The 19,889-nt window shown below is 39.6% G+C and carries 7 protein-coding genes; 3 read left to right on the top strand and 4 right to left on the bottom strand.

What is annotated here, in order from left to right; genetic code table 11:
• Window positions 1–37: 37 nt before the first annotated feature.
• Window positions 38–3,106 carry a hypothetical protein gene (locus WC222_08775; protein MFA6916476.1) on the bottom strand — a complete coding sequence of 1,023 codons (3,069 nt, stop codon included), beginning with the start codon at window positions 3,104–3,106 and terminating at the stop codon, window positions 38–40.
• Window positions 3,107–3,248: 142 nt separating this feature from the next.
• Between WC222_08775 and WC222_08770 the strand changes: the two genes are divergently transcribed.
• Window positions 3,249–4,349, top strand: a complete 1,101-nt coding sequence (locus tag WC222_08770; GenBank protein ID MFA6916475.1) for a sulfite reductase — start codon at window positions 3,249–3,251, stop codon at window positions 4,347–4,349.
• 56 nt (window positions 4,350–4,405) lie between these two features.
• Here WC222_08770 and ispF read toward each other — a convergent pair whose 3' ends face one another.
• Together ispF and WC222_08760 are read right to left on the bottom strand one after the other, a co-directional pair.
• The gene (ispF, locus tag WC222_08765) at window positions 4,406–4,915 is read right to left on the bottom strand and encodes a 2-C-methyl-D-erythritol 2,4-cyclodiphosphate synthase (protein MFA6916474.1); all 510 of its coding nucleotides are present in this window, start codon (window positions 4,913–4,915) and stop codon (window positions 4,406–4,408) included.
• A 70-nt stretch (window positions 4,916–4,985) separates the two neighbouring features.
• Complete coding sequence (locus WC222_08760) at window positions 4,986–7,232, bottom strand: ATP-binding protein (GenBank protein ID MFA6916473.1); 2,247 nt, start codon at window positions 7,230–7,232, stop codon at window positions 4,986–4,988.
• Window positions 7,233–7,489: 257 nt separating this feature from the next.
• Between WC222_08760 and murA the strand changes: the two genes are divergently transcribed.
• Together murA and WC222_08750 are read left to right on the top strand one after the other, a co-directional pair.
• On the top strand, window positions 7,490–8,887 hold the full coding sequence (gene murA / locus WC222_08755) for a UDP-N-acetylglucosamine 1-carboxyvinyltransferase (protein MFA6916472.1): 1,398 nt from the start codon (window positions 7,490–7,492) through the stop codon (window positions 8,885–8,887).
• A 52-nt stretch (window positions 8,888–8,939) separates the two neighbouring features.
• The gene (locus tag WC222_08750; protein ID MFA6916471.1) at window positions 8,940–9,923 is read left to right on the top strand and encodes a KamA family radical SAM protein; all 984 of its coding nucleotides are present in this window, start codon (window positions 8,940–8,942) and stop codon (window positions 9,921–9,923) included.
• Window positions 9,924–9,982: 59 nt separating this feature from the next.
• Here the strand turns inward: WC222_08750 and WC222_08745 are convergent, their stop codons facing one another.
• Window positions 9,983–19,888, bottom strand: a complete 9,906-nt coding sequence (locus tag WC222_08745) for a hypothetical protein (protein ID MFA6916470.1) — start codon at window positions 19,886–19,888, stop codon at window positions 9,983–9,985.
• Between the last annotated feature and the right edge of the window lies 1 nt (window position 19,889).

The raw sequence follows: 19,889 nt of genomic DNA, 5'->3' as shown, positions 1-19,889 counted from the left end.
GACAAACTTTGCATATCAAGACCATCATCTTAAAGGATTAATTCGCTGCGTTAAGCAGTTTTTCAATAAATGCAGCTTGTACATGCTTTTGTTGGTGACAGGCAAAGTCAAAGCTTTCTGCCGGGGAATACTCTTGCAGCGTCTCATCAAGACACCGTATTAAGAGGCTTTCCGTTTCGTTTGTTTGGATTTCCTGTAGGTATTTTTGGAGGGTCTGCACGGTAACAAGAATAGCTTTTGCTATCTGCTTATCAAACTTTTCTTCATTACCGTCCTTCAGGAAGAGGATATAACTATCAAAAGTCCCTTTCCAGACACTGATACATTCTGCGAACTGGCTTATGTCATGGCTTTCAATAATTTTGTTGAGGATGGGGATAATGATTTTATCAATTAGTTGGTCTAAGCGTGCATTGAAATCTTTGCCCTCTTTGGAGAGGTATTTCTTTTGGGCAATTTCAGGGTGCTGTTTATGCTTATCCTTAGTCATATGAGTCTTAAGGCGGGTCTTAGCAGTATTAAAGACGTTGTTTTTAAGATATTTAATGCCCTTTTTAAGCATGTTCCTTGCAAGGAAATTACTTTTTCCAATAGCTAAAAAAGCTTTTAAGACAATATTTGAGAGGCCTAGTTTATCAAGCAGCTGCTCATATGCATTTTGAGTTTGGTTAATCTCATACTCAATCCAACCCGGTTCAGCACGGTTTTCATGAATGCGGAATTTTACCCAGAAAATCAACTCTTTAAGGAGAGGATTTAAATGTTTCTCCAAAGGAGAAGCTGTTTCAGGCAAAGCATTAAATAGGTTATGTACGAATTGTGGCGGGTTTAACTCTAGAAGGCTTTTGTGATAATCTGCATTTAAAAAAGGAATATCCTTGTACATGCGGTACAGCACTTCCATAGTGTAATAACTTTTTATACCCAAAATTTGTTCCGTTCTTTTCTTCCATAAGTCCTTAAGCCAATAAAATTCATTGGTAAATTGTGGAAGGCTTTTTAGATCGCCGTAAACTACTGTCTTATATTTTGACCATGAATTGCGCAATCCTTCAATGAGTTTAGAGAATTCAGTTTTCGAGGTGCCTAAAAATTTTTGCAGCAATACACATGCTTTGTCTATCGAAGATTGCAGTTCAGGATTCTCATCCAGGTGATTTAGAATAGTGGCCTTATTTTTAAGGTGTGCAGGAACTGATTGAAGGTCTAAGAAATCTTTATCATAAGGAATGCGTTCTGCAAATATCAAATCTGGCCAAGGACATTTTTCGATCGTTTGTGAAATCATCTCTAGGCTGGGCAGGGCAAGTTTTTCCCAGTACTGTTGCAGGTAGTTTGTATTGTCGCTATCAAATTTAAAGAGGGAAAGGGTTTCATGCAGACAATCCCATATCAGCCTTTCATAGGGGATGGCATCGCTTTCACGGGCAAAGTTTTGCAAGGCTTTTAGCCCGACTAAAATCAATTCTTTGATGTGATTGTGGAGTTCATTTTGTGCTGCAGGGTTGGCTGGATTTTCTAGTACCTTCCCTAAATCGACTAGTACGTCACCGCTTTTGATGGCCAACTCGCAGAGATATGCAGTTTCATGGAAATCAATAAAGCGGCTGATGAAATAAGCTATATACTGTTTATAATAATAATTAAGTGTATTATAGAAAGATCTTCCTATTTTTGAGTACAGCTGATCAAACTTTTCAGTGATGGCCTGGTATTTTTTAGTTTGTTTCTCAACACGTTTTCCTATGATGTGGTCGGGAGTATTTTTACTTAGCTTTTGCTTTTCTTTAAATAGATTTTGGACATGTTTTTCATAGGAATTTGAGCTGATAAAATAATTTTTTATTATACCTTTAAGTAAATAGGAATCTTTAAATACTGAAATTAAAGTTTGGACTACTTGGGTCTTCCAGGGCCCTCTGGATAAAGCTATCGTCCATTTTTTCCAATGTGCGTCCGTATTACATTTTTCAATAAGATCATCGACCAATGACAATAAGCCTTTCCCTACATTGATCAGAAAACGTTCAGCCTCAGATAGTTTCTCCTCAGAGATATTAGGGTTAAATATATGTGCCACAACTTTATCTACATCAGTTTCTAGCAGTTGTTTACGTCCTTCAGCACTAAACAATGAAAAGCGTGGGTAATTTACGATAAATGCGTTGAAGCTATTAATGGCCTGTAAAACGTAATAATGGGTTCCCACACCCTCAATATATTCTGTTATTGGCTTTGGGTTAGTTGCTTGACAAAATTCATCCAGCTTAAAGCTATTGGAAAAATTATTCCAAGCCTCGAATAATATATTAAAATTTTCATTTAGATCTTCCGGAATACATCTACCATTATATTTGTAGTTTGTCAGAAATAGTTGGATGCTTCTGCAGTAGTGATCTACATTAGGATGGTGGATAAAAGCATGGAGGATACGATAAGGATGGATTAAAACCCCCGGAATATGCTGTGCTGAAATTTCAGCTGCTTTAGGAAGAATTTTGGGTTCTTCAACCTGCTTGGGGGAGGAGTCGACGGCCGAAACATCTTCCTGAAGTTGAATACAAATTTGTTCTTCTACAGATAATTCGGTAAGCGGAACCACGCTTTCTTCGAGAGGTATTTCCGGTATGTGGGAAGGTTCTTCGCTTTCCGTTTCCTCTTCTTCTGTAGGTAAATTATCGGAAGGCTCTTTTTCTTTGGGTACGGGCTCGGGTTCCCACGTAAAAAGATCTAAGGATAGATTTTCAAAAAATGCATCTTTCTCAGCATTCAGGCTTTTGCACTGCTCAATGTAAAGTTGTTCAGCAGCGAGTTTTTTCTCTTTTATTTTAGTTTGAAGCTCAGTGGCTTCTGATATTAGCTGATTGATCCTACCTGCATAGAATATGCGGTCAAAAAATCCGACTTGTTGTTCTAAAACTTTGATTCTTAATGATAAGAGGATAGTTTGTTTAGTGCAACGGTCTGCAAATGTTGGATGGGGAAGGGAGTTTTGGATTTTAGATGCTTTTACAATACGTTCTTGCAAATTTGTTTGTCCCTTGATGGAGGGGCAAATGAAATTGCGTAACCTATCATAGTATTCTTTGAATTGTGCAGATATCATTAAAATACTTAATTAATAAAAGTCCATATGCCATATGAATTTAAATTATTTATTAAGATTGTAATGGATGTTGTTAAAATAATTGATTGTTATTGTTATTTTTAAGGGGATGGGCAATAATCATCTCTTTATGGTGTGAAAAATGAATATTTACTCGCGGCACAGCCCTTTTATTGCTTCTATCAAAGACAGATATCTCCTCAATGAAACCGATTCTTTTAAAGAAACCTGGCATGTTTCTATCGATATCAACCATTCCGATATTAAATATGATGTGGGTGACTGTTTAGGAATTCTCCCTTCCAATCCACCTCAAGTGATTGAAAAAATGTTGGAGGTCTTTAAATCAGAAGGCAATGAGCTTATCCTTACGCGGCACAATGAAAATGCCGAATCTTTAAGATACATTCTTCAAAAGCGGATTAACTTAAGTTCTATCTCTAAAAAATTGGTTGAAATCGCTTCTCAAGAATATCCTGATCTTTTACCGCTTCTCGACCCGGAGAATAGGAAAGGTTTTAAGGAATATATTGAGGATAGGGAAGTGTGGGATTTTTTATGGGAACATCCGCTGAAGAATTCCAATGCTATCGATTTACTAGATACTTTACAGCCGCTTCTTCCCCGTCTTTATTCCATTGCATCCTGCCAAGAAGTGGTAGGGGATGAGGTCCACCTTACTGTCAGCCATGTGAAATACACAAGCCGGGGTTATCAACGCTGGGGGACATGCACGCATTACCTTTGTGAAGCTGAACCATTGCAGGAATGGTCTGTACCGATCTATCTACACCAACATAAGGGCTTCACCTTGCCGGAAGACCCGGCGCAAGATATCATCATGATTGGTCCGGGTACCGGTGTCGCTCCTTACCGGGGATTCATGCAAAAACGTGCCTGGCGTGGCGACTCGGGAAGGAGCTGGCTTATTTTTGGCGAACGCAACCGCGCCCTTGATTTCTTTTATCAAAATGAGTGGGCAGCACTGGAAGACCAAGGTAAGCTGAAAGTGACGACGGCCTTTTCCCGCGATCAGCCTGAAAAAATCTATGTGCAAAACCGTTTATTGGAACATGCTATTGAGGTCAGGGAATGGGTTGAAAATGGTGCGATGATCTATGTTTGCGGCGACGCGATGCATATGGCTAAAGACGTGGAAAACGCCCTTATCGAAATTCTAGGCAGTGCTGAGAAAGTAAAAGAGTTGCGACATGCTAAGCGTTATCTGAAAGATGTATATTAGGGTGAGATCCACGGGTCAAGTAGTCTAGCGAGGCGACGGGTCGCCTCGCTATTATGCTAAACGGGCAACTCCATTGTTGTAAGGACAACAAAGCATTGTATTCCATCGCCGCAGCCAAAATCAGTTAACCCTTCGCCGGTAGTGGCTGTAATGCCTACTTGAGCAATATCTAATTCTAATACACGCGCGAGGTTTTCACGCATGGGGATCAGTTTCTCTTTGAAACGGGGCTTCTTAGCTTCTATCGTAGCGGCAACATGAGTGATCACCTGGTTGCCTAAAGTTTTTTTTGCTTCCAACAGATAGACTTCACTGTCGATAATACCGTCTCTAAGACACAGGTCATCAGCAATACCGCCCATAATTAGGATATGGGTGAGTGATGTGATGGCATTGCATACGGCATGATATACAACATCCCCGTCGGAGTTTGCATTAAAACCGGGATGATCATCAAAGGTGACGCCGCAAATGACCAGCGGTTTAGTGGAATCGGATAGCAAGAATCGGTGGCTGTCTTGGCCAATTCCTGTTCTAAAGATAGGGTAAGAAGGATGTTTGTTCATGAAAATCCGTAAATGCTTTTTTCGACAACCATCTTGCCATAACGTTCAATTATCACAAAATTCAGAACGATCAAGTAAAATAATGTTCGATTTTTTCTTTCTTTTCATTTTTCCTTAACTGGACGGTGTGGATCGATTCTAAGAAATCGTTAAGGGTAATAAATAGGGGAATGGCTTTATTGCCTCTAAATCGCTTATCAGCCAATTCAAAAGCGCCTTTTACCACAGATTTTATTTCTAAGTTGCTAAAGCCCGAAGTTAGATTGGCCAAATGTTTATTAGAGGCTTCCGATGGAATGAGATTTTTATCCCGTAGCAGTTGGGTATGGATGCAAAAGTTTTCTTCTCTTTCATAAAATTTAGGCTCAGGAATAGTAAATATATCCTCAAAATATCCTGTGCGTAGAAGGGATGGATTAATGCCTTCCGGATTATCACATGTTGCGATGATGAGAAGACGGGGCCAGTCTTTTCTATGTTCGTCGAGCATTGTAAGAAGTTGGCTAAGCTGAGAAACTTGATGTGTTTTTGGCGGTTTCTCCTCGCTTCCAAAAAGTGTATCTATGCCCTCGATATGGACAAGATGAAGAGGAGAGATGCCACCTGATTGACGGTTGTTCTCAAGCGCAAGATCAAAGAGTGAACGCAGTTCTTTTTCTGTTTGCCCATTCCATACTTGAATGAGCTCTGTGGGCCCGAAATTTTGGAAATTCTCCGGATAGACACCCAGCCATGCACTGATCCCTTGGATGGACAAGGTTTTGTTGTTGCCAAGAAAACCGCTTAAAATTAGGGCTTTAGGAGCAGGCTGGCCTAATGTATTATAGAGCTCAGGATCGTCGACAAGCTTAGCCTTTAGTAGCTCTAAGAAATCTATTAAACTCTTATCTACAATGTCTAGTCTTTTCTTCTGGAAAAATTCTATTGCGTTTGAAGGTATATTATCCGTGGTATTCTCTAGAAGGGGTGGGAGTTTTGATCGGAGCGGAGTGAAATGAAATTCAGTTTCAGGTGTAAGAACGCCCAGATTAAGTTTTTGAATCCCTTCTGTAGAGGAGAAGTTAATATCCTCAACATGGATTTCGAGCATATTCCGGGATTTATCAGCGAAGAAAATGCGATCTCCTTTGATGACGTTGGCAGTATTAGTTCGGAGTTTCTCTATGAGGTCGTCTTTATATAAGGTAGTATTTACCCCATTGCGAGAGACGATGTCGTATAAAAGGTATATTTTTGAGACAGGTGCCGGGATACTGGAATGGACTACCTTTATTTGAGAAAGGGGTGGATTCATTGTGACGGATAATACGGTTGAAGAGGTGATCTTCCAAAGTTTAGCATATTTTGTATCCGGATCTGCATCCTTTAAATTTCCGGTGGCATCGCATCCGCCCAAAATTTCTATTTCCAAGGTATTCATCACCCCTTTGCGGTTAGGGACGTGGATGATCCAAGGTTTTGCTTTCCATACAATACTTCTTGAAGCTTCTATTAATGCGTCCATGATATCATCTGCAAAGAAACAATCGGTAAAGCTTCTGGTTTCATTAGTATCGTGGGAGCGTACGGCAACGATCTGGATGATGAGTGTGCTGGCATCATAGATTTTACTCTTACCTAGCGCTAAATTAGATTCGAACGATAATTTAAGGTCCCTGCTCATTACAGTCACCGGTTCGGTTCCCATACCTTCCAAATATTCATAGCCTTTGTATACGTTGACGATCTTTTTTACTATTACGCTCATCTTTCGCTCTTCCTCTGTGTATTCCATGACTACACCGGGGTAAAGGGGAAGGCGGGAGTACTCCATTTGTAGGCGTTCTAACAATACTTGATGGTTAATGAAAATGGGTTGTTGAATATTTTGCGCCGCAGATTCCTGAGGGGAGAGATTGATATCGCATATAACTTTAAAAAGGGTTTGCTGGGTGATTTGATGAATGATCTTGGATGCATACTTACCTTTATTCAGACGCAAAGCAGTTTTAGCATGTAGTATCCAAAGAATTGTGCTATCTTCGTGAGGATTGACGATGGGTTCTCCCTTATCAAAGGTAAATTTTTTTACAGTCAATCCTAAGGTAGTGTTGCCGATAAGTATTTGCTTCACATCGCCAATTCTTAGTGGCGTATTGTTATAAAGGGATTGGAAGTTGGCCAATACTTTGCTCTCTTCAAAGCGGGTATGAGTTGTTTGGTTGCTGAATAACGGCGTAATAAATTTTATTTTGAGATGTACTGCCGGCAGGGGAAATTGCGTATCTTTATAATCCGAAGCTCTGGTTCGAACAGGGATAAAATCAAGAGAAGACATAAGACCTCCTGATCAATTCAATTTAACTTCTGATTACTCTTTGACACTTTAATGAACAAGGATTTAATCAAATCCCGGCAGAGGGAAATTTATGAATTAGTATCCTGCGCAGATCCTTTAAAAAAATCTTGTCCCGCAAATGTTTTTTTATTTTGCAAACTTCTGATTTTCTGTTATTTTGCGCTTAAAAGATGTGTATTAATACATAATACTTTAGCGCCACATAAACATAACTGATTTTCGACTGGAAGTGACACATGGACGTACTCAAAATTAAAGGCGGGACTCCTCTAAAGGGACATGTAAAGGCCGCCGGGGCAAAAAATGCCATCACTAAGCTACTTGTAGCTTCATTGATCTCTGATAAACCCACCCATTTTTCTAACGTACCCAACATTGGGGATGTGGAAGTCACCGTCTCCTTATGTCAAGAAATAGGGATGCAGGTCTCTTGGGACAGGGAGAAAGGAGAGATGCATGTCGTTACAAAAGAGCTGACAAGTTCTTACATTCCCCAAAAGTTCTCAGGTTCCAACCGCATACCCATCTTGATGATGGGGGCTTTATTGGGCCGTACTGACGAGGATATTATTGTTCCCGTCTCAGGTGGCTGCGACTTAGGTCAGCGCCCTGTAGACTTCCATATTACTGCTTTAGAAGCATTAGGGGCAACAATTGAATACCGTCCTATGAAACGCCAGGCAGCCTATTTTGCCAGGGCGCATAATGGCTTGCAAGGCAGTTTGATCACCCTTCCCTTCCCTTCTGTAGGTGCCACTGAAAACACCATCCTAGCTGCCGTCACAGCACGGGGAACCACCGTGATAAAAAATGCAGCGATTGAGCCTGAAGTTGTCGATCTCATTTTATTCCTGCAAAAATTGGGCGCTAATATCACTGTGGATGTGGATAGGACCATTAAGATCCAGGGAACGAGACGTTTCTATGAAGTTGAGCATACGGTACTTCCTGACCGTATCGAAGCAGCTTCTTGGGGGATGGCAGCTATCTGTACCAAGGGTAGAGTATTTGTCGAAGGAGCCCAGCACCATAACATGATTACCTTTCTGAATACAATTAGGGAAGTGGGCGGCGGTTTCGATGTGAAAGAAAATGGAATAGAATTCTTCTATGACGGACCACTGCAAGGCGGCCTTCATATTGAGACGGACGTCCATCCCGGATTCATGACAGATTGGCAGCAGCCCTTTGTAGTATTGCTTACACAGGCGTCCGGTTCTTCTGTTGTGCATGAGACAGTGTACGAAAAACGTTTTGGGTATACAGAGACATTACGCGAAATGGGAGCGGATATAACTCTATTTAAGCAATGCTTAGGGGGGAAATGCTGCCGTTATGCTTCTAAAAATTATGCCCACAGCTTAATTGTTAAAGGTTCTTCCCCGCTGATTGCAAAAGATATTGCTGTGCCGGACCTTAGAGCAGGCTTTGCGTATGTGATGGCCGCATGCGTGGCCGAAGGAAAATCCTCACTTTCCGGTTTAGACTTTTTGAAGAGAGGGTATGAAAATATTTTCGAAAAATTAGTCAATCTGGGAATCGATATTGAACTCACAACAGCCCGGGATCCTTTACCGCTCGTGCTGCCTGCTGCAATGTCTGAAGTTGAGGATGAACTCTTAGTTACGAATTGACGCATTACCTAAGGAAGATTAATATATAACCTTTTGATTATTGAGAGGTTATGTGTTAAGTCTTCCTTCAGCTCCTTGGCAGAAAATATTAAGGGGCAATTTTACCCGTCTGAATACCTTGCTTGAATTTCTTGAATTAGACTCCTCAACTATAGCAAGGTTGGCAGTAAGAAAAGAATTTCCTTTGAATCTTCCCCGTCGTTTGGCAGAAAAAATCCAAAAAAACACACTTGAAGATCCGATTTTTAAACAATTTGTTCCTTTAGCGGACGAGTTTGTTGCTGCAGAAAACTTTGTATTAGAGCCGCTTTCTGAAGGCGGATGTAAAGTGGGCAAGAAATTGCTCCATAAATATCAAGGAAGAGTGTTGCTAGTATGTACGAGCGCGTGTGCAATGCACTGCCGCTATTGTTTTAGGCAGAATTTTGACTATCAAGTACAAGACAAAGGCTTTGAGCAGGAGTTGGCCTATATTGCTGAAGATACAACGCTACGCGAAGTCATTCTAAGCGGGGGAGACCCTTTAGCGCTTACAAACGAAAGGTTGAGCGAGATATTAAAAGCAGTAGATGCCATTCCGCATATTACACGCATAAGATTTCACACCCGGTTTCCTATCGGAATTCCCGAACGTATTGACGAGGGACTGATAGCCTTACTAACGGGCCTAAGCAAGAAAGTTTGGTTGGTGGTGCATGTTAATCACCCGTTGGAGTTAGATCAAGATGTACTTGCACATTTGAAGAAGTTGTCTGATAAGGGGGTAATGCTCTTGAATCAGTCCGTACTGCTTAAAGGTGTGAATGCTGATGTTGAAGTCTTGGAAGCGTTGTGCAATAAACTTGTGGATAACAATATACTCCCTTATTACATCCACCAATTAGATAGAGTGAAAGGAGCTTCCCACTTTGAGGTAGATCTTGAAGAAGGGAAGGCACTAATGCGCTCGCTGCAAAAGCGGGTGTCCGGCTATGCTTTGCCTAGATATGCGCAAGAGATTCCGGGGTTCGCCTCTAAAGTGATTATACCTTTCTAGAAATCTCACTAGCCTACAAATTACGCCAGAACAAAGCCGAATTTGACAAAAGTGGGGTTTTATTGATCATCCTCTAAACACGTCTTATAGAGAGGGTTTTTTGCTAATCCAAGGGCATACGCTTGCCCTTTGAATCCAAGCTGAGATAGCTTTTGGACAAAAACTCTTAGTATCTTGGTACGTTTTGCTACGACACCCTCATCTATATTTTTAATGAATTGGCTTGCGGTGATGGCTTGTGCAAATTTATTAATGAAATCCATCGCCGTATTTTCAGGGATGCCATGCTGCAGCAAGTAGGCAAGGGGATTTATTGATTCTGTAATAAACTGGAAATAATGTTCTATGTTTAATTCCCAGAGAGACAGGAACTTAGAATCATATAAATAGCATGTAATCTGGAAAACCAATTGTTCCAGCAACACAGAATTTTCCAGAACATCCGGAGAGCTGCCGGCTTTCATAAGAATATAGCAAAACCGCTCTTGTATTTCGAAGGAGGATTGATGTGGGCCTATATGTTTAGTAGAAACTTCATATAGGTTATGGACAAATTCAAATTGCTCTTTCGTTGTTATGTCAAGCCGGCTAAGGGCAACAAGGAAAGAACTTAGAATACCACGATATTCATCCGATGCTATATTGGTTGTTGTCTTTTCCAAATAGGAAAAGACAACACTAAAGTGCTGAACACTCCACCAGGTAGGGGACTGAGCTATGGACTCTACAATATTATTTACCCATATTAATTTTTCATGCTTATTTACGATGAGGCTGGAGGGACAAGGAATATTGTTATAAATATTCCACATAAAAGAGGCTGTTTTCTGTGAATGCCAAAAGGATGCAAAATTTTTATTTTTAAGCATGGTTTGAAAGTTCACTACATGCAGAGCATATTCAGATTCATCTTGAGGATTGCTGCAACATAGGACTTCCATCAGCATAAAAGCATTGAAATTGCCATCGCAAGGAAAATCCCTGAGGAGTAGTGCGGTAGTTTCGTAAGTCCAATTTAAAATAGGCTCTCTTTTATCCTGAAATGATTTTATGGAAGAAAGAAGTGTTCTTATCATATGTGAACGTACTTTCATTCTAGAAGACGTGATCTTGAATATTTTGCTTCCTTCGCTCTCGCAGACTTCATGGGTCGCTTTCTTGGACTGTGCATTATCTAAAACAAAAGACTGCTCTATTATTTTTAGAAGTTTTTCAGGGATTTCTTTATCTAAGGACTGTGTGAAAAGCATAACAGTGCATTCAACCAGCATTTCCACACTTCTGAACAGGGCATCATTCTTTTCTTCGCTAAGAAGTTGCTTTGAGACATTTTGAAAATTCGTTTCAAAGCTGTTGTAGCTGACTTCATCAGAATCGAGAATTTCCAACAGTTGTTTGCGGGCTAACTCTATCTTAAGATAGATGTAACCATCTGTAATAATCTCCTTTACAGCAGGTTGAGATAGAAATTGTGATATTTCTTCAGATTTCAAATGGGAGAGCTTGATAACTTTTAAAAGGATGCCTTTAAAAAGGCGTACCCGTTCCGGATAATGTGATATTTGTGGTGTAACATTGGCTTTAAGTAATTGAAAAGCAGATGAGATAAGTTCAGGCCGTTTTATTTGTATTATATGTTGGGCTAATTCTAGAGTATTATGTGCTTGAGGATACCTTGCAATAAGATTATTGCATAGAGAACCTACTAAGTTTATCGTTTCTACTGTAACATGGCCTTTGAGAGAAACTTCTTTTTGAAACGACTTTATAAGTTTACATAAGCCAAGGCAATATTTTGGCTCTAGTTGAGGAGAAAATAAATGAGTTGTAAAAATAGCAATTAGCGGATTGAAAACTCCCATGAAATTTCCATTCAAGGCTATATCTAATAATTTCCAATCATAGGGGCGCACCTCAACAGAATAGCGTACAAATAAGCGCATTTTTAACAGCGCATCTAAAGTAGACACCATTTTTGCTTGACTAAGATGGTATTTGTAGAGCATCCACGCAAATTTACCCATCGTTATTTCATCTTGAAAAGAATGCAGAAGGGATTCGACCGACTCTTTTTTCTGAAATATAGTGCACGCAACTTGCATTGAATTGTTTACAATAGCACCAAAGATTGCAGCCCAGCTGGAAGAGCGTAAAGAAGGGTTCGTTCTAAATTCTTCTGAAGACGATTCGATATAAGCTAACGTTTCAAGGGCTCTACGAACAATTTTTTCATCTTTAGAACGTGAAATGGATGTATTAACAGCTTTCCATATCCCTTCGTCGATAATAGAAAACTTTTCTATCAGCTTAAAAAGCAGGTAGAGGTCATCTATATTGGAATAATTAAGTTTCTGACACAGCCCAGTCAATTGGTCTTTGGGAGGAATAAATGTGCTTGCAAAATTCAAGGCTGTCTGTAAGCAAAATTGAAGGGGAGCATGCTGGTATATTTTTTTCCATAAGGTACTTACCAGAGTAATAGAGGAAGTTTCTTGCTGTTCATTTTGTAATTGAACTTCCTGAAGGATTTTAACACCGTAAGTAAAAAGGTGATGAGTACATAGGAAATTGACCCACTCTTCTAGCAGTATTGTATGTTGGAATGACCAATATTTCCATTTTCTAAAAGATTGTGTATGGATGAAGAAGTGCATCCAATCAGCGGCGTCGGTATAATTATTTTGTTTTCTTAAGGTAATAATGATGTGCTGAATAGCTTCAAAAACGGGTGTTGCATTGCCTTGATCATAGCAAAGGGCCGGGTTGAAAATGTTCTCAAGATAGTCCAACAAATTTTGAACTGTAGGAAGGAAGAAATATTTGTCTATCGAGGAAAGAATAAATTGTTGTAGCTCGGAAGAACAATGAATGTAGATACTTGCAGAGCCATTTTCAAGAAACCAAAGAATGAAAAATATTGCAGAATTTGTATCTTTGCACAGTTTATAAATCTTATTCAGAAGTTTCGCTATGGAAGTGTAATAATTTTCTGCATCCTCGATCTCGCAGGCTGAATTCTCTTTAAGGATCTTTCTAAGTTTTGTTAATACTTCAACAATGAAATCATGAGAGGAGTTTTCAGAAGAGTACCTGGATACCACCAGGCTCTCTGAATGAATTCTGGAGACCTGAATCCAACCTAACAGGGGGATTCTTTCATTTTCAGGCAAATGGTGATATAGAACGTTGATGTCATCGAGGATAGGGCGAGAGAGTATAAGGCTTTTAAGCACGGGGTTAACAAACTTACTTCCATGAGAAAATTCAATGAGAAGTTCTTGGACAATGTTGCTGTGATTAGGGATAGAGGGATTTTCTATTAAACACTGAAGAAAGGCGGGCAGTAATACGGAAAATAGAGCGACATCCTTTTCTACAACAATATGCAGAAGTAAATTCATAAAAGCGATGTTTTTATGCTGGTGCGCTTTATGAAAACCTTCTCTAAAAAGCTGACTTTGGATGCCCGGGGTAAACTGCTCGATAAGATTGCATGCCCAAAGAATTTTATTGAAACGATTATTATCCCAGTTTGAAGATAAGTAGCTTCTAAAGAGTAACTCTAGAGTATCCCCGGTTTCAGGGGTATTTATGCTTAATTGACCTCGAGAATCAGCTTTTGGCTCTAGGGCATCATTGTCTTTAGATGTCTCTTCAAAGTGCGCCGAGGCTTGCAAATCCACAGCGCCGTATTTGCCAATATTCCTATTCTCGAATTCAATGGAGGATAATAGGAATTTAAATCCCTTGAATAAAACATGTTCTGCATTTGTAATAGTGAAAATATTATCCCTGCAGCATAACTTAAATAGTTTAAGGATGCTTTTAGATGGAGCGTCCTCATTTAAACCTTTATCACAGAGCTCTATACTAATAGTCGCCGCTTCGCCGTCATCCGCGTTTAAAATGCCTTCTGAAAAAACAAAAGTGCATAAAACAGCAGCATCATCATATCTTTTTGCATTAATGAAAATGATGAGGATTCTAAAAATAATCGCTCTTATATCTTTATCACAGGATCGGGAGAGATTGACCTTGAGTAGATGGAGGAAGAAAACCGATTCTGAATAAAGATCTTTTTCTAAATCCATAGATTCTGCATCCGCAGGAGGGAGAAGGGTTGCGATATGCAAAGTAAATAGCGTGACAGCCATGTTGTCTTCGTAGGCCTTAGAATAACAAGAAGTGATGAGGGGTAGATAGGAAGAATCAAAACATGGATACAGTTCCGACGGCTTTTTAAAAAGGTCTGACTTGGGGTTGAAGGCCCTTTGCACTGCTAAAGCAAACTCGTCTAGCATCTTCTGATTTAGAAAAATACTCATCAAACGAATGACTTCCTCTTGCCGTATATTTATAGGAAGATGGTTATATTCGCTTGAAAGTGCCTTTTCGATGGTAAGATGTAAGATTTCTATATGGACACGAGGCGTAGGACTATTTGTTAATTGATGGGATATTAGACTAATGTTCTTATAGAAAATGGAAATGCATTTCGTTAGATTTTTAAATAATAAAATGCTTTCTTCAGGATCAAGGGATTTACATAGGGTAGAATTAGCAAATTTAATAACAAGAAAGCTTAGTTTGCTATAGACCTCCTGAAAGTCCAGAGAGGTGTTGAATATGACGATGAAGGGAGTAAAATGTTGAATATATTGTGTGAAAATCTCCACTAGGAATTTGTTATATTGAAGGGGAAGATCACTTCCAAATAGGGTATTACCCTGGAATAGAACCTGACTATGAAATTGTATGAACAACGAAGCGTCTTGGGCAGTATCTAGACCTGAAACTAATGCCGCTGCTTTTTCCATAAATAATTGAAGGGCTAGATTAGAGCCCTCGGGACTTTCTTGGGTCCTGGCCCATTTATATTCCTTTCTGAAGGCTTCACAACATCTTTCAAAACATTCGGGATATTCGCTAGTTGTTTTTGCCCAAATATCTTCATGTGCTTCCAGCTTTTCCGGCAGAGAGATTGCAGGGAAGAGTGTATCGGCAAAACCTAGGAATAAAGCATAGGCATAGAATTTTACTTTAAAGCGCTCAAAAAAGGAGGTCCCTATCAAAGAGGAAATCAGGCTGCGACTTAAATTCGCATGCTCTTCTCGGATCAAAGGTGTTGCCTGCGTATTGTAATAGAAGAAGGCATCAAAGCATTCGATAAAAGAGGATAATGTCTCTGCCGCGTTCTGATGATCCATATTAAAATTTCTTAGCTTGATCAATTTCACGAGACCTTTGAGCATGCCATGGAGACAATAGAAGATGATCCTCTGCTTAAATTTATTGGGATACTTGATTTTTGATTGCTCAACTAAGCGGAAAGTCATTTCTAAACGGGAGTCATAATAGTAATCCAAAACGGGTTTGGATTCATCAAACTGAACGAAGTCGTCGTGTGACACTGTTTCCATCTTAGCTCTTTTTGCCAACGAACGAATAAGTCCTGTTTCTATCTTCCTATAGTCCATAGGCGAATATAGCATCTTAAGGATGCGTTCGCAGTTTGTCATAAAGTAGGCAATATTCTCATCATTTTGCAACTGGCAGAACATGAGTGAGATAGCTGCAGACACGGCTCTTTCCGCAATTAATGTATCATTGCAATACATGACATGTTTTTTTAGAAAAAGTTCAAAAGCATGTGTTCTTTTTTTTGTGTCGTTCGCAGCATGGATAATACTCTCAAGGTATGTTGCCATGCATGTTCCATACAAAGTTGAATAGTCAGGGTCTTTTAGCAAGTTATTTCCACAGCTTATTTCAAAGGAGTCTAATAGCTTTGTGAATAGCTCAGGTACATATGTCAACCGCATCAATAGGTTGTAAGTCAGGGCGTAGTCAGAAAAGTACTGTGATGCAAAAGCTGTTTTATTTGCTTTGAAAAAGATTGTAAATGCTCTCAGATCGTATTGTAGTCGTGTGGAAACGTCTATTTGTCGTCTGCATGTTGCTGTAAGCCATTTATAGGGCCCTAAACTTAATTCAATAGGGAAATCGTCAGAGTTATAAATGGTTTTTAATAAGCTAAAAAAATCATTGTCAAATACAGGGTTATCGTTGACAGCTGTCAAAGTGGCAAATTTTTCAAGAAAATAGCGTTGATAAATATTTCTGGTGGGTTCGATTACAGTTTTATAGTGGTCGCAAAAATATTTTATTATAATAGCGGCACAATCTTTACGGCTGCATTTTAGGGACTGGTTTAATAGGAGATAGAGCGAAGTAAGAAATGTGGGCGCATCCGTATGTAAGTTAAAGAGCCATTTGATCAATGGCTCGATAGTGCCTTTAGGTGCTTGGAAAAACTTTTCAGATTTCAGCTTTAGATATAATGATAATCCAAAAGATATCTTTTTACCGTTTGCATTAAGCAAGGATAGAATATGGGCAAATGTCTCAAGATCGGAATTAAAGTATTCACTTATGCAATTTTGCCTTACCATATTGCTTTGTAGAAGTGCCTGAAATAGTTGACAATAGGATAGTTGCTGGTAACGGTTTAAAGAATCCATCTTGGGTGGAATGGGATGGATTTCCTTCCATATAGCGAAGGCATCTTCAATCAGTTGGGCATCACCCTTTTTATTTAATACATCCCAAAGAGCTACCCAATCCGAATTTTCCAGCTGCGGTGCACAATTTCGAATAAGCGGAAGCGTTGTAGAAGGATCTAAGGAATGAATGGCTTTTCTTACGCCCTCCATATAAAGGTGAGGGTGTGTATTATAGGCGGAGTCATCGGCGCTTGTAAAAGCTAGGAAGGGCCCTAAATCGCTTTCAAGTAAAGCTAGGCTTACCGCGTACTGAAATATCCTTTCATAGGTACTCTTTTGCTTACCCTGAGCGTATTTCTTCAAGTATTCAAAAAGTGGATAGACAATATGTGTTTTTTTAGCATTAAGTAAGCACCCTGCTACATTCATAAGGACATAGATGTCCTTTTTTGAAGGTTTATAGTCTAACGTTTGACATCGCTGTATGACTGCATCGATCCATTGCGCGGCTTCTTCCTTCTTCTTTTTGTTCCATAGCGTTCCAAATACCGGTAGTAGAGCAGAGATGTCCTGAACACCTGTTTGTTCGATTAGCTTAGAAAAATCCTTGTTAACAAATTGGTAGTAGAGAGGTGAAAAATCGAGAGAAGGATAATCTTGGGCTCTTAGCATGAGGTTTTTGAGTAATGCAAAGTCGCTTGGAGAATATTTGGGCAAGGACTGAGTACTAATGAATTGAATCAAGGACGTTATGGCAGCTAGATGTTTTGGGTTATGTGGAGATAAGAAAAGTAGGAAATGAACCACATGCCCAAGACTGATATTTGTCTGCGGGATCCGTTCTTTGAACAAGGATAGACTCTGAACAATCTTAAGGATTACTTCAGGATTTCTCAATACATTTATCTTCTCAGGATGGGTAGACAATAACTGGAAAAGTAGGAGTGAAATTTTCTCCGCAGCAACCACATGAACAGAATCGTGTAGGTTAAACCATTTTAGAGCTAACAGGAGCCATATATCTGTACCTAAGACTTTCAAGCTATTGGGCGGGCTTATGAGTTCCCTAAGATTCTCTTCAGAGATGTTTTTAAGGATGCATTCCTTGGTAAGGAGAGGCCCGATTTCTACATTGATACTCAATGCATTTTTCATTAAAGCAAGTGTGGAACGGGGGCATTTCTTATGGATGGATAAAGGTAGTGCTTCAAGTAGTTTTCTCTTTTCCAAATTCCATGCAAGGAGGTTCTCATGGAAAATACCAATCTCTGAGACAGCTTCAAATAAGTCAATCGCCTTGCTGTAACTGGGAGGTAAAGTTTTATGCAGAAACTGAAATAGCTTTAGAAAACACCCCGAGCTTTGCAATTTTTCTTTAGCTGTTTTAGGGGGAGAGTGTTTGATGCAAAATAATAGTCCCTGAATAAGCACCGGGTACAAAGCTTGTAGATAACTGGATGACGGGATGGAAGGATTAATAGAGTCGATAGCTGTAAATATATAAGGAGAAAGAAGGGCTTCTAACTTGCTATGAGTAGTGTAAGGAGAGTCTGATAGGATTTCAATCAAGTGCGCAAATAGCACTGCCGGAGTAGCGTCTTCCTTCTGAATCCTAGCTAGGATGTTCTCGCATAAGAGATGGATCAAGCTTGCAAATAAAGTTCTTTTAGAAGGTTTAATGTTAGATTGAGTAAGGATTTCCACAATCTTTACGGAAACTGAGTACATATTCTTAGAGAGACTTAACCTTAAGCAATCCAGTAAATAACCTTGTCTGAGCTCGTCAAAGCGCGTTACTTTGATAATGTTATTCCATGTTTGCTCATCTTTACAGAGGGCTTGCCAGTCGTAATCGTAGAATTCAAGGGGGGTGGAGAGGATATGCTTTAAACGAATTTGTCTTATGTCGGTTTGTAGTTCCGGAAAGCGCGAGATTAAAACCTCAAAAGGATTAAAGCCCGTTATATTTAAGAGACCTGCGTTGAAGATATCATTTACTATGTGCGGAGAAGTCAGAAGAGTAATGCTATCATTGTATTGCGCGTGTGTAGGATTGAAGCACGGAAGAGAAGTCAAACGTTCCCATATGTCCGTGGCTTGTTTCTTATCTCCCAGCTCTAACGCTCGGGTTGAAAGGTGGATGACCGCTTGGATCAATTCTTCATCTATAACTGAGGTTGAATGAGCTTGGACATTTAACCAAGCTTCTACAAAGGAAATACTCTGTACATATTTATCGGGGTGTGGAATGGATTTTAATTGCGATTTCTCTTCATCAGTCAGCAGATTTTGCCAGAAGCCTTTGTAAAATTCTTCGGTCAGATATTTCTTCCAGTGGTCGATGATATCCAAAGATAGGTTTCGGAATAGTTGAGCAGAGACTAATAGGGCCGGTAGATCCTCTTTATGATGACCAAAGATGATATTGCGCAATGCAAGGACTAGTTTCTTAGCATCGATGGTGTGACTGTCAAAGTTAAAATACATTCTTAAGGTTGGTTCTAGTAGCTTAGAGAAAAGCTGGGGATCGTAGCTGACTTTGTCTTTAATTAAGCCGGAAAGATAGACCATTGAAACAAGGTAATTCATCATTTCTGGCTTATCACAGGCCATTATACCCAGAAGAAAGTGCAGAAATACTTCCCTAAAGTTCTCATCAGGACATACAAGCTTGATTTTTAGATTCTTGCAGTCGCCTTCATCCACAGTAAGGGGGTCGATTACAATATAGAAGAGCGAATAGAGAAAATGTCCGATATTGACAAATCCTCCGGTAGAATGATCGTGAGCAGAGAAGCGTAAGGTATTGGAATATTTTTCATCCCATTTTTCTGAATATCCAATCTCGATCTTCCTAAAGGCATCCGTTAATTCCTTACGGTCTACTGTAAGTGTCTCAGATGTTAATGCTCCAAAAAAAAGCGCTAATGACTGGCTTTCTAAGGCAAGTTCCTTCTCGTCGCAATGCATGAGTTCAGCTTGTGTATCTGTATCCATAGCAGCTATTAAATATCTTTCAATCACAGCGGGAGTGATGATTTGACTTATTGTTTCTCCCAGAACGGAAAGGATATTTTCAATGCCTAGGTCTTTCATCGCATTGGAGCCGATATAATTTAATCCAACAACCGCGTTTCCCCGTTTTTGTGCTGTATCTCTTTGATGTATGATTGTTTGAGCAAGAGTCACCTTTCCATGTAGCGGAGTTGTAAGACGGTTGCGTACATTATCAAGTATTACTTTGTAATCAATTCCGCTAAGATCACCTTTCTTAAAACTTTCATTAAGTCTTCCGTTAGAATCTAAGATGCCTCTTTTAATAGCTTGTTGGCGCGCTTCTTCTAAAGATTCTGGTAAAGAAATTTCTGTATTATTGGAAAGTACGGGCGAGGGCTTTATTTCTTCGTAAGAGAGATCTAATTGACTGGACGGGCTTAAGGAAACGCAAGAATTAGTTGTCATA

The sequence above is a fragment of the Parachlamydiales bacterium genome (genome assembly GCA_041671045.1).
Classification (GTDB): domain Bacteria; phylum Chlamydiota; class Chlamydiia; order Chlamydiales; family JABDDJ01; genus JABDDJ01.
This window is presented reverse-complemented; position numbering and strand designations above follow the sequence as displayed.

What these genes read in the sequence shown, in the direction of transcription:
- WC222_08775 (MFA6916476.1), bottom strand. Translation starts at nt 3,106, where the DNA reads ATGATATCTGCACAATTCAAAGAATACTATGATAGGTTACGCAATTTC.
- WC222_08770 (MFA6916475.1), top strand. Translation starts at nt 3,249, where the DNA reads ATGAATATTTACTCGCGGCACAGCCCTTTTATTGCTTCTATCAAAGAC.
- murA (MFA6916472.1), top strand. Translation starts at nt 7,490, where the DNA reads ATGGACGTACTCAAAATTAAAGGCGGGACTCCTCTAAAGGGACATGTA.
- WC222_08760 (MFA6916473.1), bottom strand. Translation starts at nt 7,232, where the DNA reads ATGTCTTCTCTTGATTTTATCCCTGTTCGAACCAGAGCTTCGGATTAT.
- WC222_08745 (MFA6916470.1), bottom strand. Translation starts at nt 19,888, where the DNA reads ATGACAACTAATTCTTGCGTTTCCTTAAGCCCGTCCAGTCAATTAGAT.
- ispF (MFA6916474.1), bottom strand. Translation starts at nt 4,915, where the DNA reads ATGAACAAACATCCTTCTTACCCTATCTTTAGAACAGGAATTGGCCAA.